Source organism: Paraburkholderia sp. GV068, from assembly GCF_003058125.1.
In the GTDB taxonomy this organism is placed as follows: domain Bacteria; phylum Pseudomonadota; class Gammaproteobacteria; order Burkholderiales; family Burkholderiaceae; genus Paraburkholderia; species Paraburkholderia graminis.
Map to the genome: position 1 here is coordinate 883,372 of NZ_QBUB01000001.1, position 17,157 is coordinate 900,528.

General features: G+C 59.3%; 15 protein-coding genes. 11 read left to right on the plus strand and 4 right to left on the minus strand.

All coding sequences use genetic code 11. The features are described from left to right. Window positions 1-20: 20 nt before the first annotated feature. Window positions 21-536 (minus strand): MarR family winged helix-turn-helix transcriptional regulator, encoded by a 516-nt coding sequence (locus C8K18_RS03985; RefSeq protein WP_006050942.1) that lies wholly within the window; start codon window positions 534-536, stop codon window positions 21-23. Between the two features lie 356 nt (window positions 537-892). Here C8K18_RS03985 and typA point away from each other — a divergent pair, with 356 nt between their 5' ends. The 7 genes from typA (at window position 893) to C8K18_RS04020 (ending at window position 12,038) form a co-directional block, all read left to right on the plus strand. Beyond that, a complete protein-coding gene (typA, locus tag C8K18_RS03990) occupies window positions 893-2,719 on the plus strand; it encodes a translational GTPase TypA (protein WP_107706698.1) in 1,827 nt (608 codons plus the stop codon). Window positions 2,720-3,111: 392 nt separating this feature from the next. Further along, window positions 3,112-5,973, plus strand: coding sequence for a 2-oxoglutarate dehydrogenase E1 component (locus tag C8K18_RS03995; RefSeq protein ID WP_006050940.1), 2,862 nt, complete (start codon window positions 3,112-3,114; stop codon window positions 5,971-5,973). Between the two features lie 143 nt (window positions 5,974-6,116). After that, on the plus strand, window positions 6,117-7,400 hold the full coding sequence (gene odhB / locus C8K18_RS04000; RefSeq protein ID WP_029971603.1) for a 2-oxoglutarate dehydrogenase complex dihydrolipoyllysine-residue succinyltransferase: 1,284 nt from the start codon (window positions 6,117-6,119) through the stop codon (window positions 7,398-7,400). Between the two features lie 164 nt (window positions 7,401-7,564). Beyond that, complete coding sequence (lpdA, locus tag C8K18_RS04005; protein WP_107706699.1) at window positions 7,565-8,995, plus strand: dihydrolipoyl dehydrogenase; 1,431 nt, start codon at window positions 7,565-7,567, stop codon at window positions 8,993-8,995. A 107-nt stretch (window positions 8,996-9,102) separates the two neighbouring features. Continuing rightward, a complete protein-coding gene (gene zapE, locus C8K18_RS04010; RefSeq protein ID WP_006053265.1) occupies window positions 9,103-10,200 on the plus strand; it encodes a cell division protein ZapE in 1,098 nt (365 codons plus the stop codon). Between the two features lie 175 nt (window positions 10,201-10,375). Then, on the plus strand, window positions 10,376-10,681 hold the full coding sequence (locus tag C8K18_RS04015) for a transposase (protein WP_165919789.1): 306 nt from the start codon (window positions 10,376-10,378) through the stop codon (window positions 10,679-10,681). A 91-nt stretch (window positions 10,682-10,772) separates the two neighbouring features. Beyond that, window positions 10,773-12,038: a serine/threonine-protein kinase gene (locus C8K18_RS04020; RefSeq protein ID WP_165919790.1), complete on the plus strand. Its 1,266-nt coding sequence runs from the start codon at window positions 10,773-10,775 to the stop codon at window positions 12,036-12,038. 699 nt (window positions 12,039-12,737) lie between these two features. Here the strand turns inward: C8K18_RS04020 and C8K18_RS04025 are convergent. The 3 genes from C8K18_RS04025 to C8K18_RS04035 form a co-directional block, all read right to left on the minus strand. Further along, window positions 12,738-13,343 carry an HNH endonuclease gene (locus tag C8K18_RS04025; protein WP_107706702.1) on the minus strand — a complete coding sequence of 202 codons (606 nt, stop codon included), beginning with the start codon at window positions 13,341-13,343 and terminating at the stop codon, window positions 12,738-12,740. After that, a complete protein-coding gene (locus C8K18_RS04030; RefSeq protein WP_207909679.1) occupies window positions 13,343-14,578 on the minus strand; it encodes an AAA family ATPase in 1,236 nt (411 codons plus the stop codon). The genes C8K18_RS04025 and C8K18_RS04030 overlap by 1 nt, the downstream gene beginning before the upstream one ends. Before the next feature lie 178 nt (window positions 14,579-14,756). Continuing rightward, complete coding sequence (locus tag C8K18_RS04035; protein ID WP_107706704.1) at window positions 14,757-15,176, minus strand: hypothetical protein; 420 nt, start codon at window positions 15,174-15,176, stop codon at window positions 14,757-14,759. 208 nt (window positions 15,177-15,384) lie between these two features. Here C8K18_RS04035 and C8K18_RS04040 point away from each other — a divergent pair, with 208 nt between their 5' ends. From C8K18_RS04040 to C8K18_RS04045, 4 genes are all read left to right on the plus strand, one after another. Continuing rightward, window positions 15,385-15,957, plus strand: a complete 573-nt coding sequence (locus tag C8K18_RS04040) for a recombinase family protein (RefSeq protein WP_107706705.1) — start codon at window positions 15,385-15,387, stop codon at window positions 15,955-15,957. A gap of 125 nt (window positions 15,958-16,082) precedes the next feature. Continuing rightward, on the plus strand, window positions 16,083-16,256 hold the full coding sequence (locus tag C8K18_RS33205; RefSeq protein ID WP_181324806.1) for a hypothetical protein: 174 nt from the start codon (window positions 16,083-16,085) through the stop codon (window positions 16,254-16,256). Window positions 16,257-16,471: 215 nt separating this feature from the next. Next, window positions 16,472-16,678, plus strand: a complete 207-nt coding sequence (locus C8K18_RS33040; protein WP_132384538.1) for a hypothetical protein — start codon at window positions 16,472-16,474, stop codon at window positions 16,676-16,678. A 5-nt stretch (window positions 16,679-16,683) separates the two neighbouring features. Continuing rightward, complete coding sequence (locus C8K18_RS04045) at window positions 16,684-17,028, plus strand: hypothetical protein (protein WP_132384539.1); 345 nt, start codon at window positions 16,684-16,686, stop codon at window positions 17,026-17,028. Window positions 17,029-17,157: the final 129 nt, after the last annotated feature.

The window sequence follows — 17,157 nt, forward strand, 5'->3', positions numbered from 1 at the left end:
ATGGACGCTGCAAGTAATTTTTAAGTCTTGTTGCCGGAGCTGCTTGCCGCATCGCGAGCAAATGCCGTGCATTCGCCGGAATTGATCAGGGCTCGCCGCAGCATGCTCTTTAAGAAGCCCACTTCTTCCGGGGTGAAACCGGAGAGCAGACTATCCAGCACGCTGGTGAAAATCTTCGGCATCTTCGCCGCGATTGCGTGGCCTTCCGGCGTCAGCGCGAGCCGCACGGCGCGCCGGTCTTCGCTGCTGCGCACCCGCGTCAGCAACCCGCGCTTTTCCAGCCGGTCGATCAGCCTCGTGACGGCGCTTGCGTCGATGCCGTATTCGCGGGCCAGTTCGGCCGCCAGCACGCATTTGCCGCTCGCCACCATGAACAGGATGCTGCCCTGCTGACTGGTGATGCCCAGTTCGGCCATGCTGCGCTGGGTGACCATGTTCGACATGGTCGACTTCACTCGCGCGAGCAGGTAGCCGACGCTTTCGCCGAGCTGATACTCGCTGATCTCCGGCGCGGGTGTTGAGGACGGCTCCGTCATGATTCTCGTGCGAATGCAATGGTTGACTATGCACGATTATAGGAGCCGGATGATTGACGCGGCAAGGGTTATTACAGCTTAGGCAAGGAATTTTCCGCACTCAAGAAGGAATCGGCGCGTTTTTGCGTAGGCGCAAATGAGGTGCGCTGTCAGTGTTGCGGGCTGCAAATGGCACGCCGCGGCGTCCGCTATCGGGGAATACCAGAAAGCGTCACCATCGCGTGCTATAATGTTGGGTTCCCAAAAGTGCGCTTTGGGCTTGTCGTAATTTTGTCCTCGTATTGCTCTGATAGAAGGGTAAGCGGCAGGGGTAAGCGGCATGAGCAAGCGGCGCACTCAACTGTCTCCAGGTTCCTATGACCCGCGCCCTACGCAACATCGCCATCATTGCCCACGTCGACCACGGCAAGACCACGCTCGTCGACCAGCTCCTCCGTCAGACCGCCACGTTCCGCGACAACCAGCAGATTGCCGAACGCGTGATGGACTCGAACGACATCGAAAAAGAACGTGGCATCACGATTCTTTCCAAGAACTGCGCCGTCGAATACGAAGGCACGCACATCAACATCGTCGACACGCCGGGACACGCCGACTTCGGCGGTGAAGTGGAGCGCGTGCTGTCGATGGTCGACTCCGTGCTGCTGCTCGTCGACGCCGTCGAAGGCCCGATGCCGCAAACGCGCTTCGTGACCAAGAAGGCGCTGGCGCTCGGCCTGAAGCCGATCGTCGTGATCAACAAGGTTGACCGTCCGGGCGCGCGTATCGACTGGGTGATCAACCAGACGTTCGACCTGTTCGACAAGCTCGGCGCGACCGACGAGCAGCTCGATTTCCCGATCGTCTACGCGTCGGGCCTGAACGGCTATGCCGGCCTCACGCCGGACGTGCGCGAAGGCGACATGCGCCCGCTGTTCGAAGCCGTGCTCAAGCACGTGCCGGTGCGCGCAGCCGACCCGGAAGGCCCGCTGCAATTGCAGATCACGTCGCTCGACTACTCGTCGTATGTCGGCCGTATCGGCGTGGGCCGCATCACGCGTGGCCGCATCAAGCCGGGCATGGCCGTCGCCGTGCGTTCGGGTCCGGACGGCGCGATTCTGAACCGCAAGATCAACCAGGTGCTGTCGTTCAAGGGTCTCGAGCGCGTGCAGGTCGAGTCGGCGGAAGCGGGCGACATCGTGCTGATCAACGGTATCGAGGAAATCGGCATCGGCGTGACCATCTGCTCGCCGGAACAGCCGGAAGCGCTGCCCATGATCACCGTCGACGAACCGACGCTGACCATGAACTTCCTCGTCAATTCGTCGCCGCTGGCTGGCCGTGAAGGAAAGTTCGTCACGAGCCGTCAGATTCGCGACCGCCTGATGAAGGAACTGAACCACAACGTCGCGCTGCGCGTGAAAGAAACCGGCGACGAAACCACGTTCGAAGTGGCGGGCCGCGGCGAACTGCACCTGACCATTCTCGTGGAAAACATGCGTCGCGAAGGCTATGAGCTGGCCGTGTCGCGTCCGCGCGTGGTGATGCAGGAAATCGACGGCGTGAAGCACGAGCCGTACGAAAACCTGACCGTCGACATGGAAGACGCGCACCAGGGCGGCGTGATGGAAGAGTTGGGCCGCCGCAAGGGCGAAATGCTCGACATGGCGTCGGACGGCCGTGGCCGCACGCGTCTCGAGTATCGTATTTCGGCGCGTGGCCTGATCGGCTTCCAGTCGGAATTCCTGACGCTCACGCGTGGTACGGGCCTGATGAGCCACACGTTCGACTCGTATCAGCCGGTCAAGGAAGGCGCGGTCGGCGAGCGCCGCAACGGCGTGCTGATTTCGCAGGACGACGGCGCCGCAGTCGCTTACGCGCTGTGGAAGCTGCAGGACCGCGGCCGTATGTTCGTGTCGCCGGGCGAGCCGCTGTATGAAGGCATGATCATCGGCATTCATAGCCGTGACAACGACCTGGTCGTGAACCCCATCAAGGGCAAGCAGCTCACCAACGTGCGTTCGTCGGGTACGGACGAAGCCGTGCGCCTCGTGCCGCCGATCCAGATGTCGCTGGAATACGCGGTCGAGTTTATCGACGACGACGAACTGGTCGAGGTCACGCCGCAATCCATCCGTCTGCGCAAGCGCTACCTGAAGGAACACGAGCGCCGCAGCGCAAGCCGTAAGGGCGCGGTGGACTAGGAGCAGCGCGCGCCGGTTACGGCGCCTTTGCTCTGACTGCTGTTCAAAAGCCACCCGAAGCCTTCTTCGGGTGGCTTTTTGTTTTTGCCGCGCCGATAGCGTTATCAGCACTTACCGCCGGTTCGCACTTCGTTTATGCGCGTTTGTCTCCGTTAATCGCAGAAGACTGTTGCGCGCCGCGAAAATCGCCGCGAAGGCCCGTCGTTGCGGGCCCGGGCGGCAATCCGTCTGCTATCTGGACTATCGGTTCTGTGATATGCTCCCCGGGTGCAAGTTTTAGGTCCTTCCAAGCAAGACTTGATTCGCGCAATCCGCTAAACGGTCAGGCCGTGTCGCGGAAGGTTCTGTAACCCGCTATTTCTCGAGAAACTCGAAGAAAGGTGAGCGTAAAAATGATGAAGCAATTCCAGTCGAACTCTTATCTGTTCGGCGGCAATGCTCCGTACGTAGAAGAAATGTACGAAGCATATCTCGACAATCCGGCGTCAGTGCCCGAGAACTGGCGCAGCTATTTCGACGCGTTGCAGAATGTTCCCGCATCGGACGGCAGCAATGCCAACGACGTGGCCCACGGCCCGATCGTCGAATCGTTTGCGCAACGGGCCAAGGCCAATGCCTTCATCCCGCGCACCGCACCCGGCGGCGAAGACCTCGCTACCGCGCGAAAGCAAGTCTATGTGCAGTCCCTCATCGGCGCATATCGCTTCCTCGGCTCGCAATGGGCCAATCTCGATCCCCTGAAGCGCCGCGAACGTCCCGCAATCCCCGAACTCGAACCCGCGTTCTACGACTTCACCGAAGCCGACATGGACCAGGAGTTCAGCGCCACGAATCTGTATTTCGGATTCGAGCGCGCGTCGCTGCGTGAGATCGTCAAGGCACTGCGCGACACGTATTGCGGCACGATCGGCGCCGAGTACATGTACATCAGCGATCCGGAACAGAAGCGCTGGTGGAAGGAAAAGCTGGAGTCGATCCGCTCCACGCCGAACTTCTCGAACGAGAAGAAGAAGCACATCCTGAATCGCCTGACGGCCGCTGAAGGCCTCGAGCGCTTCCTGCACACCAAATACGTCGGCCAGAAGCGCTTTTCGCTGGAAGGCGGCGAGAGCTTCATCGCGTCGATGGACGAAGTCGTGCGTCACGGCGGTGCTCGCGGCGTCCAGGAAATCGTCATCGGCATGGCTCACCGTGGCCGTCTGAACGTGCTGGTCAATACGCTCGGCAAGATGCCGGCTGACCTGTTCGCCGAATTCGAAGGCAAGCACGTCGACGACCTGCCGGCCGGCGACGTCAAGTACCACAAGGGTTTCTCGTCGGACGTCTCGACCGAAGGCGGCCCGGTTCACCTGTCGCTCGCGTTCAACCCGTCGCACCTCGAAATCGTCAACCCGGTGGTCGAAGGTTCGGCGAAGGCGCGTATGGACCGTCGCGGCGACGACAGCGGCCTGCAAGTGCTGCCGGTGCAGATCCACGGCGACGCGGCTTTTGCCGGCCAGGGCGTCGTGATGGAAACGCTGAACCTCGCGCAAACGCGCGGTTACGGCACGCACGGCACGCTGCACATCGTCATCAACAACCAGATCGGTTTCACGACGTCGGACCCGCGCGATTCGCGCTCCACGTTGTACTGCTCGGACGTCGTCAAGATGATCGAGGCGCCGGTGCTGCACGTGAACGGCGACGATCCGGAAGCGGTCGTTCTGGCCACGCAACTGGCTATCGACTTCCGCATGCAGTTCCACAAGGATGTCGTGGTCGACATCGTGTGCTTCCGCAAGCTGGGTCACAACGAGCAGGACACGCCGGCTGTCACGCAGCCGCTGATGTACAAGACCATCGCCAAGCATCCGGGCACCCGCGCGCTGTACGCGGAAAAGCTGGTGCAGCAAGGCGTGATCACCGCCGAGGAAGGCGAGGAATTCGTCAAGGCGTATCGCAAGGCGATGGACGAAGGCCATCACACGGTCGATCCGGTGCTCTCGAACTACAAGAGCAAGTACGCGGTCGACTGGGTGCCGTTCCTGAACCGCAAGTGGACCGACGCAGCCGACACGGCCGTGCCGCTCGCGGAACTGAAGCGCCTCGCCGAGCGCATCACCACGATTCCGGAAAACTTCAAGGTTCACCCGCTGGTCGAGCGCGTCATCAACGACCGTCGCGCGATGGGCCGTGGCGAAGCGAAGCTCGACTGGGGCATGGGCGAGCATCTCGCGTTCGCGTCGCTGGTCGCATCGGGTTATGCCGTGCGTCTGACGGGTCAGGATTCGGGCCGCGGCACGTTCACGCACCGTCACGCGGTGCTGCACGACCAGAACCGCGAGCGCTGGAACGACGGCACGTACGTGCCGCTGCAGAACATCGCCGAAGGTCAGGCGAAGTTCACGGTAATCGACTCGGTGCTGTCGGAAGAAGCGGTGCTCGGCTTCGAATACGGTTACTCGACGGCTGAACCGAACACGTTCGTCGCGTGGGAAGCGCAGTTCGGCGACTTCGTGAACGGCGCGCAAGTCGTGATCGACCAGTTCATCTCGTCGGGCGAAGTAAAGTGGGGCCGCGTGTCGGGTCTCACCATGCTGCTGCCGCACGGCTACGAAGGCCAGGGTCCGGAGCACTCGTCGGCGCGTATCGAGCGTTTCCTGCAACTGTGCGCAGACCACAACATGCAGGTCGTTCAGCCGACCACGCCGGCGCAGATTTTCCACCTGCTGCGCCGTCAGATGATCCGCCTGTTCCGCAAGCCGCTGATCGTCGCCACGCCGAAATCGCTGCTGCGTCACAAGGAAGCGGTGTCGGATCTGTCGGAACTCGCGAAGGGTTCGTTCCAGCCGGTTATCGGCGAAGTGGACGACACCATCGACGCGAAGAAGGTCAAGCGCGTGCTGGCGTGCTCGGGCCGCGTGTACTACGACCTCGTCGCGCATCGCCGCGAAGCGAAGGCAAACGACGTCGCGATCATCCGTATCGAACAGCTCTATCCGTTTGCGCACAAGCAGTTCGAAACGGAAATGAAGAAGTACGACAACGCGACGGAAGTGGTGTGGGTCCAGGACGAGCCGCAGAATCAGGGCCCGTGGTTCTACATCGAGCATCACCTGAAGGAAGGCATGAAGGAAGGACAGAAGCTGGCATACAGCGGCCGTCCGGCTTCGGCTTCGCCGGCAGTGGGCTACTACGCGAAGCACTACGAGCAGCAGAAGGCGCTGGTCGAAGGCGCTTTCGGCCGCCTCAAGAGCGCGTCGATCGCTAAATAAAGAGAACAGACGAACCGGGAAAGCGCAGCGCGCTTTCCCGTGCCGCGTTCTGCAACCCATCAAGGTTGAAGCGCGGCACGCAGGGTTCGCAGGCGGTCGTCGTTCACCGCGCCGTCACCCGATACGTATTCAGGATATTCATAATGGCTATTGTTGAAGTCAAGGTTCCCCAGCTGTCCGAGTCGGTCTCGGAAGCCACCATGCTGCAGTGGAAGAAGAAGCCCGGCGAGGCTGTGGCGCAAGACGAAATTCTCATCGAAATCGAGACCGACAAGGTCGTGCTCGAAGTGCCGGCACCCTCGGCCGGCGTGCTCGCGCAAGTCATCGCGAACGACGGCGACACCGTCACGGCCGATCAGGTCATCGCCAAGATCGACACCGAAGGCAAGGCTGGCGCCGCTGCCGTCGAAGCCGAAGTGAAGCCGGCTCCCGAAGCGTCGCCGGCTCCGGCTCCTGCTGCCGCACCGGCCGCGCAAGCCGCATCCGCAACGGGTGCGAACACCGCTGCTTCGCCGGCTGCCGGCAAGCTGATGGCGGAGAAGGGCCTGTCGTCGGGCGACGTCGCCGGCACGGGCCGCGACGGCCGCATCACCAAGGGCGACGTGCTGACGGCCGGCGCACCCGCCGCCAAGGCCGCAGCGCCGGCACCGGCTGCCGCACCGAAGGCCGCCAAGCCGTCGCTGCCGGACGTGAAGGCGCCGGCATCGGCTGATCAATGGCTGAAGGACCGCCCGGAACAACGCGTGCCGATGTCGCGTCTGCGCGCGCGTATCGCCGAGCGTCTGCTCGAGTCGCAGCAAACCAACGCGATCCTGACCACGTTCAACGAAGTGAACATGGCGCCGGTCATGGATCTGCGCAACAAGTACAAGGACAAGTTCGAGAAGGAACATGGCGTGAAGCTCGGCTTCATGTCGTTCTTCGTGAAGGCGGCTGTTCACGCGCTGAAGAAGTTCCCGCTGGTGAATGCGTCCATCGACGGTAACGACATCGTCTATCACGGCTACTTCGACATCGGTATCGCTGTCGGTTCGCCGCGCGGTCTGGTGGTGCCGATCCTGCGCAATGCAGATCAGCTGAGCCTCGCCGACATCGAGAAGAAGATCGCCGAGTTCGGTCAGAAGGCGAAAGACGGCAAGCTGTCCATCGACGAAATGACGGGCGGTACGTTCTCCATCTCGAACGGCGGCGTGTTCGGCTCGATGCTGTCGACGCCGATCATCAACCCGCCGCAGTCCGCGATTCTCGGCGTGCACGCCACGAAGGAACGCGCCGTGGTCGAGAACGGCCAGATCGTGATCCGCCCGATGAACTATCTGGCGCTGTCGTACGACCACCGGATCATCGACGGCCGCGAAGCGGTGCTGTCGCTGGTTGCCATGAAGGACGCGCTCGAAGATCCGGCGCGTCTGCTGCTCGACCTGTAAGCAACGGTCCGACCGGAGCCGGCTTGTAAAACACGCAAGCCGGCTCCAGATGAGCAATACGTCTTTCGCATTCCGCAGTACTGGAACGAGCCGCGCCACCAAGTGTGGCCAATAAGCTTGGCCAATAAGCGTGGCCGCGCCGTTCCGTCATCAAAAGGATTGTCATGTCCAAAGAATTTGACGTCGTCGTGATCGGCGCCGGCCCTGGCGGTTATATCGCCGCGATCCGCGCAGCGCAGCTCGGCAAGACCGTCGCATGTATCGAAAAATGGAAGAACCCGGCCGGCGCGCTGAAGCTCGGCGGCACCTGCCTGAACGTGGGCTGCATTCCATCGAAGGCGCTGCTCGCGTCGTCGGAAGAATTTGAAAACGCATCGCATCACCTCGCGGACCACGGCATTTCCGTGGAAAACGTGAAGGTCGACATCTCGAAGATGATGGCCCGCAAAGACGGCATCGTCGACAAGATGACGAAGGGCATCGAATTCCTGTTCCGCAAGAACAAGATCACGTGGCTCAAGGGCCACGGCAAGTTCACCGGCAAGACGGACGCCGGCGTGCAGATCGAAGTGAGCGGCGAAGGCGAAACCGAAGTGGTCACGGCGAAGAACGTGATCATTGCGACGGGTTCAAAGGCGCGCCATCTGCCGAACATTCCGGTCGACAACAAGATCGTCGCCGACAACGAAGGCGCGCTCGCTTTCGACTCGGCTCCGAAGAAGCTCGCCGTGATCGGCGCAGGCGTGATCGGCCTGGAACTCGGCTCGGTGTGGCGTCGTCTGGGCGCGGAAGTGACCGTGCTCGAAGCGCTGCCGGAATTCCTCGGCGCGGCTGACCAGGCTTTGGCGAAAGAAGCGGCCAAGCAGTTCAAGAAGCAGGGCCTCGACATTCACGTCGGCGTGAAGGTCGGCGAAGTCACGACCACTGAGAACAGCGTCACGATCAACTACACGGACAAGGACGGCAACGCGCAGAAGCTCGAAGCGGACCGCCTGATCGTGTCGATCGGCCGCGTGCCGAATACGGACAACCTCGGTCTCGAAGCAATCGGTCTGAAGGCGAACGAGCGCGGCTTCATCGACGTGGACGATCATTGCGCGACGGCCGTGCCGAACGTGTACGCGATCGGCGACGTGGTGCGCGGCCCGATGCTCGCGCACAAGGCTGAGGACGAAGGCGTGCTGGTGGCCGAGATCATCGACGGTCAGAAGCCGCATATCGACTACAACTGCATCCCGTGGGTGATCTACACCGAGCCGGAAATCGCGTGGGTCGGCAAGACCGAGCAGCAACTGAAGGCGGAAGGCCGCGAGGTCAAGACCGGCCAGTTCCCGTTCATGGCGAACGGCCGCGCGCTCGGCATCAACAAGGCGGATGGCTTCGTCAAGATGATCGCCGACGCAAAGACCGACGAACTGCTCGGCGTGCACATCATCTCGGCAAACGCATCGGATCTGATCGCAGAAGCCGTGGTCGCGATGGAGTTCAAGGCGGCGTCGGAAGACATCGGCCGCATTTGCCATCCGCACCCGTCGCTGTCGGAAGTCATGCGCGAAGCGGCGCTCGCCGTGGACAAGCGCGCGCTGAACATGTAAACGCGCACGCCTGACTGAACGCAACTTCGGCATTTCTGGCATCACAAGGCGGGCGGGTTCAATCCCTCCCGCCTTTCTTTTTGCAGCAACACTTTTGCAGCAACACAATGAACGTCACCGAATACTACGAGAAAGAACTGCAGACGCGGGGTTACCAATCCGATCCGGCGCAACGCGCGGCGGTGGACCGTCTGCAGCGGTGCTACGAAGAGTGGGTCGAGTACAAGTCGCGCCGCTCGAATGCGTTCAAGAAGCTGATCAATCATCCGGAGCAGCCGCGCGGCGTGTACATGTGGGGCGGCGTAGGGCGCGGCAAGAGCTTTCTGATGGACAGCTTCTACATGATCGTGCCGGTGCAGCGCAAAACGCGGCTGCATTTTCATGAGTTCATGCGCGAGGTGCATCGCGAGCTCGAAGAATTGAAAGGGCAGGCCGATCCGCTCGATGAACTCGCGCGGCGCGTTTCGAAGCGTTATCGGCTGATCTGTTTCGACGAGTTTCATGTGTCCGACATTGCCGACGCGATGATTCTTTATCGCCTGCTCGACAAGCTGTTCGAGAACGGCGTGCAGTTCGTGATGACGTCCAACTACGATCCCGACACGCTGTACCCGGACGGCCTGCATCGCGACCGCATGTTGCCGGCGATTGAGTTGATCAAGCAGAAGCTCGACGTGATCAACGTCGACGCGGGCATCGACTATCGGCAACGCACGCTGGCGCAGGTCGAGGTGTATCACACGCCGCTCGGCGCGGCCGCCGACAAGTCGCTGCGCGACGCGTTCGCGCGCCTCGCCGCGGTGCCCGACGAAAGCCCGATCCTGCACATCGAAAAGCGCGAGTTGAAGGCGCTGCGCAAGGCGGACGGCGTCGTCTGGTTCGACTTCGCGACGTTGTGCGGCGGTCCGCGCTCGCAGAACGACTACCTGGAACTGGCGAGCCGTTTTCACGCGGTGATTCTGTCCGCGGTCCCGCAGATGTCGGCGCGCATGGCGTCCGAAGCGCGCCGCTTTACGTGGCTCATCGACGTGTTCTACGACCACAAGGTGAAGCTGCTGATGTCGGCCGCGGTGCCGCCCGAGCAGCTTTACGTGGATGGCCCGATGGCCAACGAATTCACGCGCACGGTGTCGCGCATCGTCGAGATGCAGAGCAAGGAGTATCTCGATGCGCCGCGGCGGATCGTCGATACGTCGCTGACTTGAAGCCGGCGCCGCGGCGAGCGCGTTCGCAAGCTGCCGGGTGTGCTTTTGCGATAGGTCACATCGCCTGCGCCTAGCGGCCTAGGCCTAACGGCGTATTTTCAAGATTCGGATTGCTCCGATGTTTTGCCTTCGGGTGACTGGCTATCTTTGTCGGGTATCTGACAAAGGAGAAACCATGAATCCCTATCGCGACATCAACGACGAAGAATGGCAGCGCATCGCGCCGTTGCTGCCCGAACTGCGTCCGCGCTCCGAATTGCGCGGCCGCCCGCTGGCCAACACCCGGTCGGTGCTCAACGGCGTGCTGTGGGTGATGTACAGCGGCGCTACCTGGTCCGCCATGCCGCGCAAGTACCCGTCGTATCAAACCTGTCATCGCCGCTTCAAGGCGTGGTATCAGTCCGGCGTGGGTGCGCCGACCTATAAAATCAACGACTTAGGTCGGCTTCTGCTCAAGCGCGTGATGCTTGTTCGACGCTGATTGTCCCAGCAGTGTCCCAGAGAATCAATATCACTTATCATCGACGGCAATGCAGCCGAGCAAGCGCTGCTTCTGCCTCGGGACATCAGACATGGCTAAGAACGCGAAAGAAATCTGCTTCGAAACGACGTTCAGTCGATACGTTGCGGAGCGCATTCTAGGGGAAGGTGGCGCCGGTCGCGTTTATCTTGTCAGAGACGAATCTGGTGCACCATTCGCACTGAAGTTGTTACTCGGACAAGGCGTTACAACGGACAAGCGCCGACGCTTTAAGAACGAAATCGGATTCCTTCAGAGCACGCGGCACGACAACTTGGTCCGAGTTACGGATCACGGGGTACAGGTGGACGGTGCTGTGAGCACGCCATTCTACGTCATGGAAATGTACGACGAGAGTTTGCGTGGGTTGATGCAGCGGGGCATTGCGCACGCCGATGTGTTGCGGCTATTCAGTCAAGTTTTGGACGGGGTGGAAGCCGCGCACCTAAAGGGCGTCGTACATCGAGACCTAAAGCCGGAGAACATACTCTACTGTTACGAGACGAACCGACTTGCGGTAGCGGACTTCGGTGTCGCCAGATTCAATGCGGAAGAATTGGTGACATCAATCGAGACGAAGCCCGGGACTCGCTTGGCTAATTTTCAGTACGCCGCGCCGGAACAACGTGTTAGGGACCGGCAAGTGGGAGTTGCCGCTGACATCTACGCCTTGGGTCTACTGCTGAATGAATTATTCACGGGCCAAGTACCTCATGGTACGGGCTATCGCAAGATCGCCGACGCAGCACCGGATTGCGCTTGGCTTGACGGGATCGTTGATTCAATGCTGCGGCAGGACCCTGCCGCACGGCCGGTATCTATCGACGCGCTAAAGCGGGAAATTCAGTTCCAGCGCGAGAACGTTGTATCCCTGCAAAAAATCAGCCGCATAGACGAGACTGTGGTCCGTGTAAGTGACATCGATGATCCGATCATAGCCAACGGCATACGAATCGTGGGGTGCACATGGGATAACGGGATGTTGCGCTTTGAACTTAGCGAACCGGTCAATCCCAAGTGGATTCAGGCGCTGAGGAATATGGGCAGCTATTCGTCGGTGATGAACAAAGGTCCAGAGAGGTTCGGTTTTACGGGGAAGGCCGCGTCTATCGACGCTCAAGAGCACGAGATAGAGGCCATCGTTCAGCACTTCAAGAACTGGCTCCCTACTGCGACGCGTGTGTATGAGGACATGCTCAAGAGGGATGCAGAGGCACAAGCAGCGGCGGAACGTGCGGAACTGCTTCGACGACGTAAGGCAGAGGAGAACAACTTGCGGATTCAGAGCACCTTGAATCGGCTGTTCACTGCCAGCTAGACGGAAATCACTTGGATCGTTTAGCTTGCCGCCATTCTCCCGTTCGTATCTTGCGCTCTGCTTCCGCTTTAACCCTTCGGTACAACTCGTGGGCGCCGGGAACGGTAATCGCATTGGCGCAAGTTTCGCACGCTAGGTTCCACACGGGACCGGCTGCTGTTGGCGTCGCAAAACGGAAGTCTGCGTCTCGGAACTCGTGGTAGCACTTGGCGCAGAACATACGTGGCCGCAGCACCTCGTTATTCGCGGAAACGTCCCATTGCCATCTCAAGCCGTAAAGAACGTCACCTCGATAATTCTGCTGAGGCGTCACTCGCAAGGCAAACAAAAGACGTGAAATGAGCCGAGTAGCAACCCCAATCGAAATCGCCGCCCACAGCCACAATGCCCAACGGGGCAGTGCAGCGTCACCTCCCCAAAATCCACCCAAGGACTTGAGCCACGCAACTGTAGCCGGAACCGTGATCCCTAAGTAGTTGGCTACCGCAAACACCCCGGCTATGGCTACGGCAGCGGATACCGCCTTGACTGTATGATTCCAAACATTCATGCATTGTCCCTGCTAGTTTGTCGCAGCGGCGCTGTAGCGCGCAACCGGAGTCGAATTTGGATTGGTAATCTGTACCCATAGCGCGGCCCGGAGCGTGCTTGCTCTATGCGCTCGTACACTCGGGAATCTGTAGTTCACATTTTGGCAGATCAAGCCGCGATAGCAGGATTAGCCTCAACCCCCGATGCGCGCAACTGCGCCGCGACAACTGCCGAGAACTCCTTATCCTGTGCAGCTTCATTCAGCAGTTCCTCTAAAGCAGCTTCCCTCAACCGCGGCGACGCAACGCGATTACACGCATCTACCGCCTTCGCAATTGCGCTTATCCGGTTTGTGCGTTGCTCGACGAGCGTGGGGCGGTTGAGTCCTACCTCCCTAATGGTCATTTCTCCTCGCTCGCTACCGTTCTTGGTAAACAGCAAAGCCCCGAAAGCATAGAGGTGGTTTTCGGGATCGTCTTCATAGGGATTGAGAATCGGGGCATCGGGAAAATGCTTGCTACTCTTTGTGATATTACAAACGGCGCAAGCAAATCCTAAATTATCCCAAACAAATTCGAGTTCAGGGAAAAGTCCTTCCGCCTTAGGCTTAATGTGCTCAACATCCCCGTAATCGACATGCGTAACTTTGCCTTCGCAATACATACACTTGCCAAAGCTGCTATCGTTCAATGCTTGTTTATTCTTCGGATGCTTATAGTTGCCATCGGTCAGTGCCTGAGGATGAGGGCATGGCGGGCGGTTTAGTTTCCTCATTATTTGTTCCTCACAACTTGCTCAATAGCATACGGCACGGTCTTTTCGAGCCCTGACTCAGCAAGTTGCTTACGTAGCTCGCGAAAATCGATCTGTTCCGCGCTCATGTCATTAAATTTTCCAACGATTTCATTCAGTCGGTTCTCTGCCCAAATTGGCATCGTGAAGGATACGCCCAGAACCTCATCTAGAATCTCACCCGCAGTTTTCGCTTCGGTAAGCAGATCAAGTCTAGTCGCTTCGACCTTTTTGCCTGCGTTGTATCTAAGCGCATAGACACTTGCATCACGGACCGAGCTAACTACTAGCGGACTATGCGTCGATACAATAAAGCGTGCGCTGGGAAAAGCATTCAACAGGTCTTGTAGCAGCCGACGTTGCATTGTTGGATGGAGGTGATTCTCCACCTCGTCGATGATTACCGTGAACTCGCTGTTATCCTTTGGCGCAAACATATAAATTTGCCATGCGATGTCGATCAGTGCGGTTATGCCTCCCGAAGCAGTTTCAAGCATGAACTCGTCGTCGCCGTTATTGCAGACGAAAACAATTTCCATGTTCCGTATTTCGAGTTCCTTAAATCCTAGCGTGCCGGGCAAAACTTTTCGTAACGTTTCTTGAAAGCCTTCGAAATGTTTGCGTTGATCCGAATCGGGCGGCATTATATGCTTATTGCTCGCGCTGCTTACGCCATAACCTTGAATCGCCCACGCAATCAGACTGTTCTTCATGAAGAAGCTGCTGGATTGCGTATGCCCACCCATGTATCTAGTTCGTGCTGTCCCAGAAACCTCTTGAAACGCCTGCTGTTTGTCCTTTTTGACAGTGGGGATTGCGCCAATGGGTTCGTAGCGAAAATTTACTCGATGTGAAGGGATGAAAAAGGACGGTACTGCTTGCATGCCCATCAGATGAAGTTGATAATGTGCTGTGTTATTGCCAGTAGGCAGCATTAAAGCGCACGAAATCGAATTTGAATATTGCAAAGAGCCGATTTGCACCTGAGCAGGCGCTGTGGCTTCGACAGATAAGCCTTTAAAGAACCTCGACATAAATCGAACAATCCCGCTAGATTCTTCCTGTCTAGGAACCGCAAGATGCCCCACATCCCATCCGTTGTGACGCGCTAAAATCCCGAGCAATGTGCTTTTCCCGCTGCCATTTGCCCCGGTTAAAATCGTCAGGCGGTTCGATAGGTCAATATCAATCTTATGGAATTGCTGCCACTGTTCCACTTGCAATCGTTTGAAATGCACAATGATTCCTCTTCGCTCGAATTTCGTTCCGACTTAAATTTGGATTACTGATTCGTGGGCACAGCGCCGCCGCAGCCGCGTGCAGTTTCCCCCATAGCACCCTCCGCAAAAAAAGCGGCAGCGAGTGAGGGAGTGGTGTGCCGGGCGGTGCGCGGCGCTACTGCGTTGTCTGCCTTGGCTGCATCGTTGCCACGGCATCTATCAGCCTGCGTGCTGCGTCACCATCGTCCGTCACGACGGTCGCCAATAGATTGTCCTGCGCGTTCCTGAACTGCACGATGAAGCGCTTGCGCTTCTGGTAAAGGTTCGATTCCTTGATCGAGCGGTAGTACAGCCGCGTTACCTCGTGCTTACTGCGCGTCACGCCGAACCCGTTATAGCGGCCTGTCGTGCCCTTGCCGTACTCGACGTACTCAGGCTGCGTGTCCACGAACTCAGGGCGGCGATCCTGCTCCTGTTCCATGAGTACCTGCTGTATCACGCTGTTCGGGTCGTTCACAGGTGGGTGTGCCGTGTACGGCAACTGCTGCGCGCAAGCGGCAAGAGCGAGCGCTACGCCCGCAATGATTGCCCTCATTTCTTACCCCGTCTCATTATTGTGTGACGGAATGATACATCCGCTTTACCCACGTTTGAGCGAGCCCTGCCGCGCCGACGCTGCGCGGTAATTAGACGAGCGATTGACTACCGCAGCCTAGGGGTATCTAGCCGTGGTAAGAAAGTCCTTGCATACGAGTTGATTACCGACTAGGATTCTTTCCACGATTGATTACCAAGAGAAGAGCATGGCCCGCACGTTCCTCTACGCTCGCGTCTCGACGGCGGAGCAGACCACGGATAACCAGCTTCATGAGGCGAAGGCCGCAGGATTCGACATCCATGCCCGCCACATCATTACCGAGACGATATCCGGCAGCGTACTGGCAGCAGAACGGCCCGGCTTTGCCAAGCTCCTAGACAAGCTCGACGAGGGCGACACGCTGGTTGTGACCAAGCTGGACCGTCTGGGCCGCAATACGACCGATGTGCTGGGCACGGTCGAGCGGCTTGCTGGCCTCGGCGTCCATGTTCACTGTCTTGCGCTCAAGGGCGTTGACCTGACCAGCGCGAGCGGGCGGCTGCATATGACCGTGCTAGCTGCTGTGGCGCAGTTCGAGCGCGATCTGTTGATTGAGCGAACGCATGCGGGGCTGGCGAGGGCGAAGGCAGAGGGCAAGAAGCTGGGTCGGCGTGCCAGCCTGACGGACGAGCAGAAGGCTGATATACGGCGGCGGCTCGCCGAGGGAGCGACGGCGCGAGGGCTGGCGAAACAGTTCGGGGTGTCCCATCCGACAATTCTCAAGGTCTCGACGGCATGAGGCTTCGCGACGATTTAGAGGGGAGACTCTAGCAATTTTCGAGCTTTGGCGAGTGGATTTAACGATTCGGTGGCTACACCGGATAGGAAGCTCGACCGGGCGACCGGCAACCAACGGAGTCTCGAATGACCCAAATCCTCCTCCGCCTGTCGCAAGGCGTTCTCCTAGTTTCCCTTAGCCTCATCGCGCCCACGCGCCCGAATGCGGGCGTAGCGCTCTGCGTCGGCCTCGTCATCCTTTTCGAGTTGATGGCTTGGGCTGACCGGACCAACAGGAAGCGGGAGCGCGAGAAGGCATAACGCTATACGGCAACAACGCGGGGCCAGTTCGGAGCGATCCGGCTGGCCCTTTCTCTTTTGCGTCAATGGGTTAAGTCTGTACGGCCAATTCCGGTTCCTACATGACACAGAGAACCGTGTCACCTAAGCGTGGCGAGAAATGACACGCCTGCCGATGGTCCAATCCTGTGCAGGCAATTAAGGGTTCCTTCACGACACAACCAACGTAGGCCATCATGAAAACCACCGCAGCACATCCCCTCGAATACCGGGCAGACGAGGCGGATTATTTTGCCCGACAAGGTGAGCACGGCAAGGCAGCGTACCGGCGAGCCGTTGAAGCCACGACCGGCTCGACGCCGACATGGGCAAAGCGCGGGAAACCGGGCCGCAAGCGGCGCACGTCAGACCCGTTCCTTTCGCGGGCATCGGGAGACTACTAATGCACATGCTGGAAGCGAACTCCGCCGAGCGAGAATACTTCGAGCGGCAGAACAAGAACGGCAAGGCAGCATGGCGGCGCATCGTTCGAGTAACTACCGGCGATCTTCCGTCGTGGGCACGAGTAACTACCCGAACAGGCGATGCTGTCGAGCCTCGTAGCACGGATCAGGTAACTACCAAGCAGGTAACTACCGGTCATGATGCCATCGCGCCGACGCCGGAAAAGGTCGAATCGCTGCGCGAGTTCCTGGCCCGTCGTCGTGCAGAGCAAGCAGCGTCACAGGCGGTGCACGAGGTCGCTGGTGAGGCCGACGATGACGACGTACTCAACACCCTCGCCGACGATTAGCAGCCCGCTACCGACCGCGTAGCGTCTTCTGGCAAGGCTACCGGCAAGCACGCGGACATGTGCTCAGGCGACATACGCCCGTAGGTCCCGTATTCGGCGACCCGCATGCATGTTGCCAGTGTTGCCAAT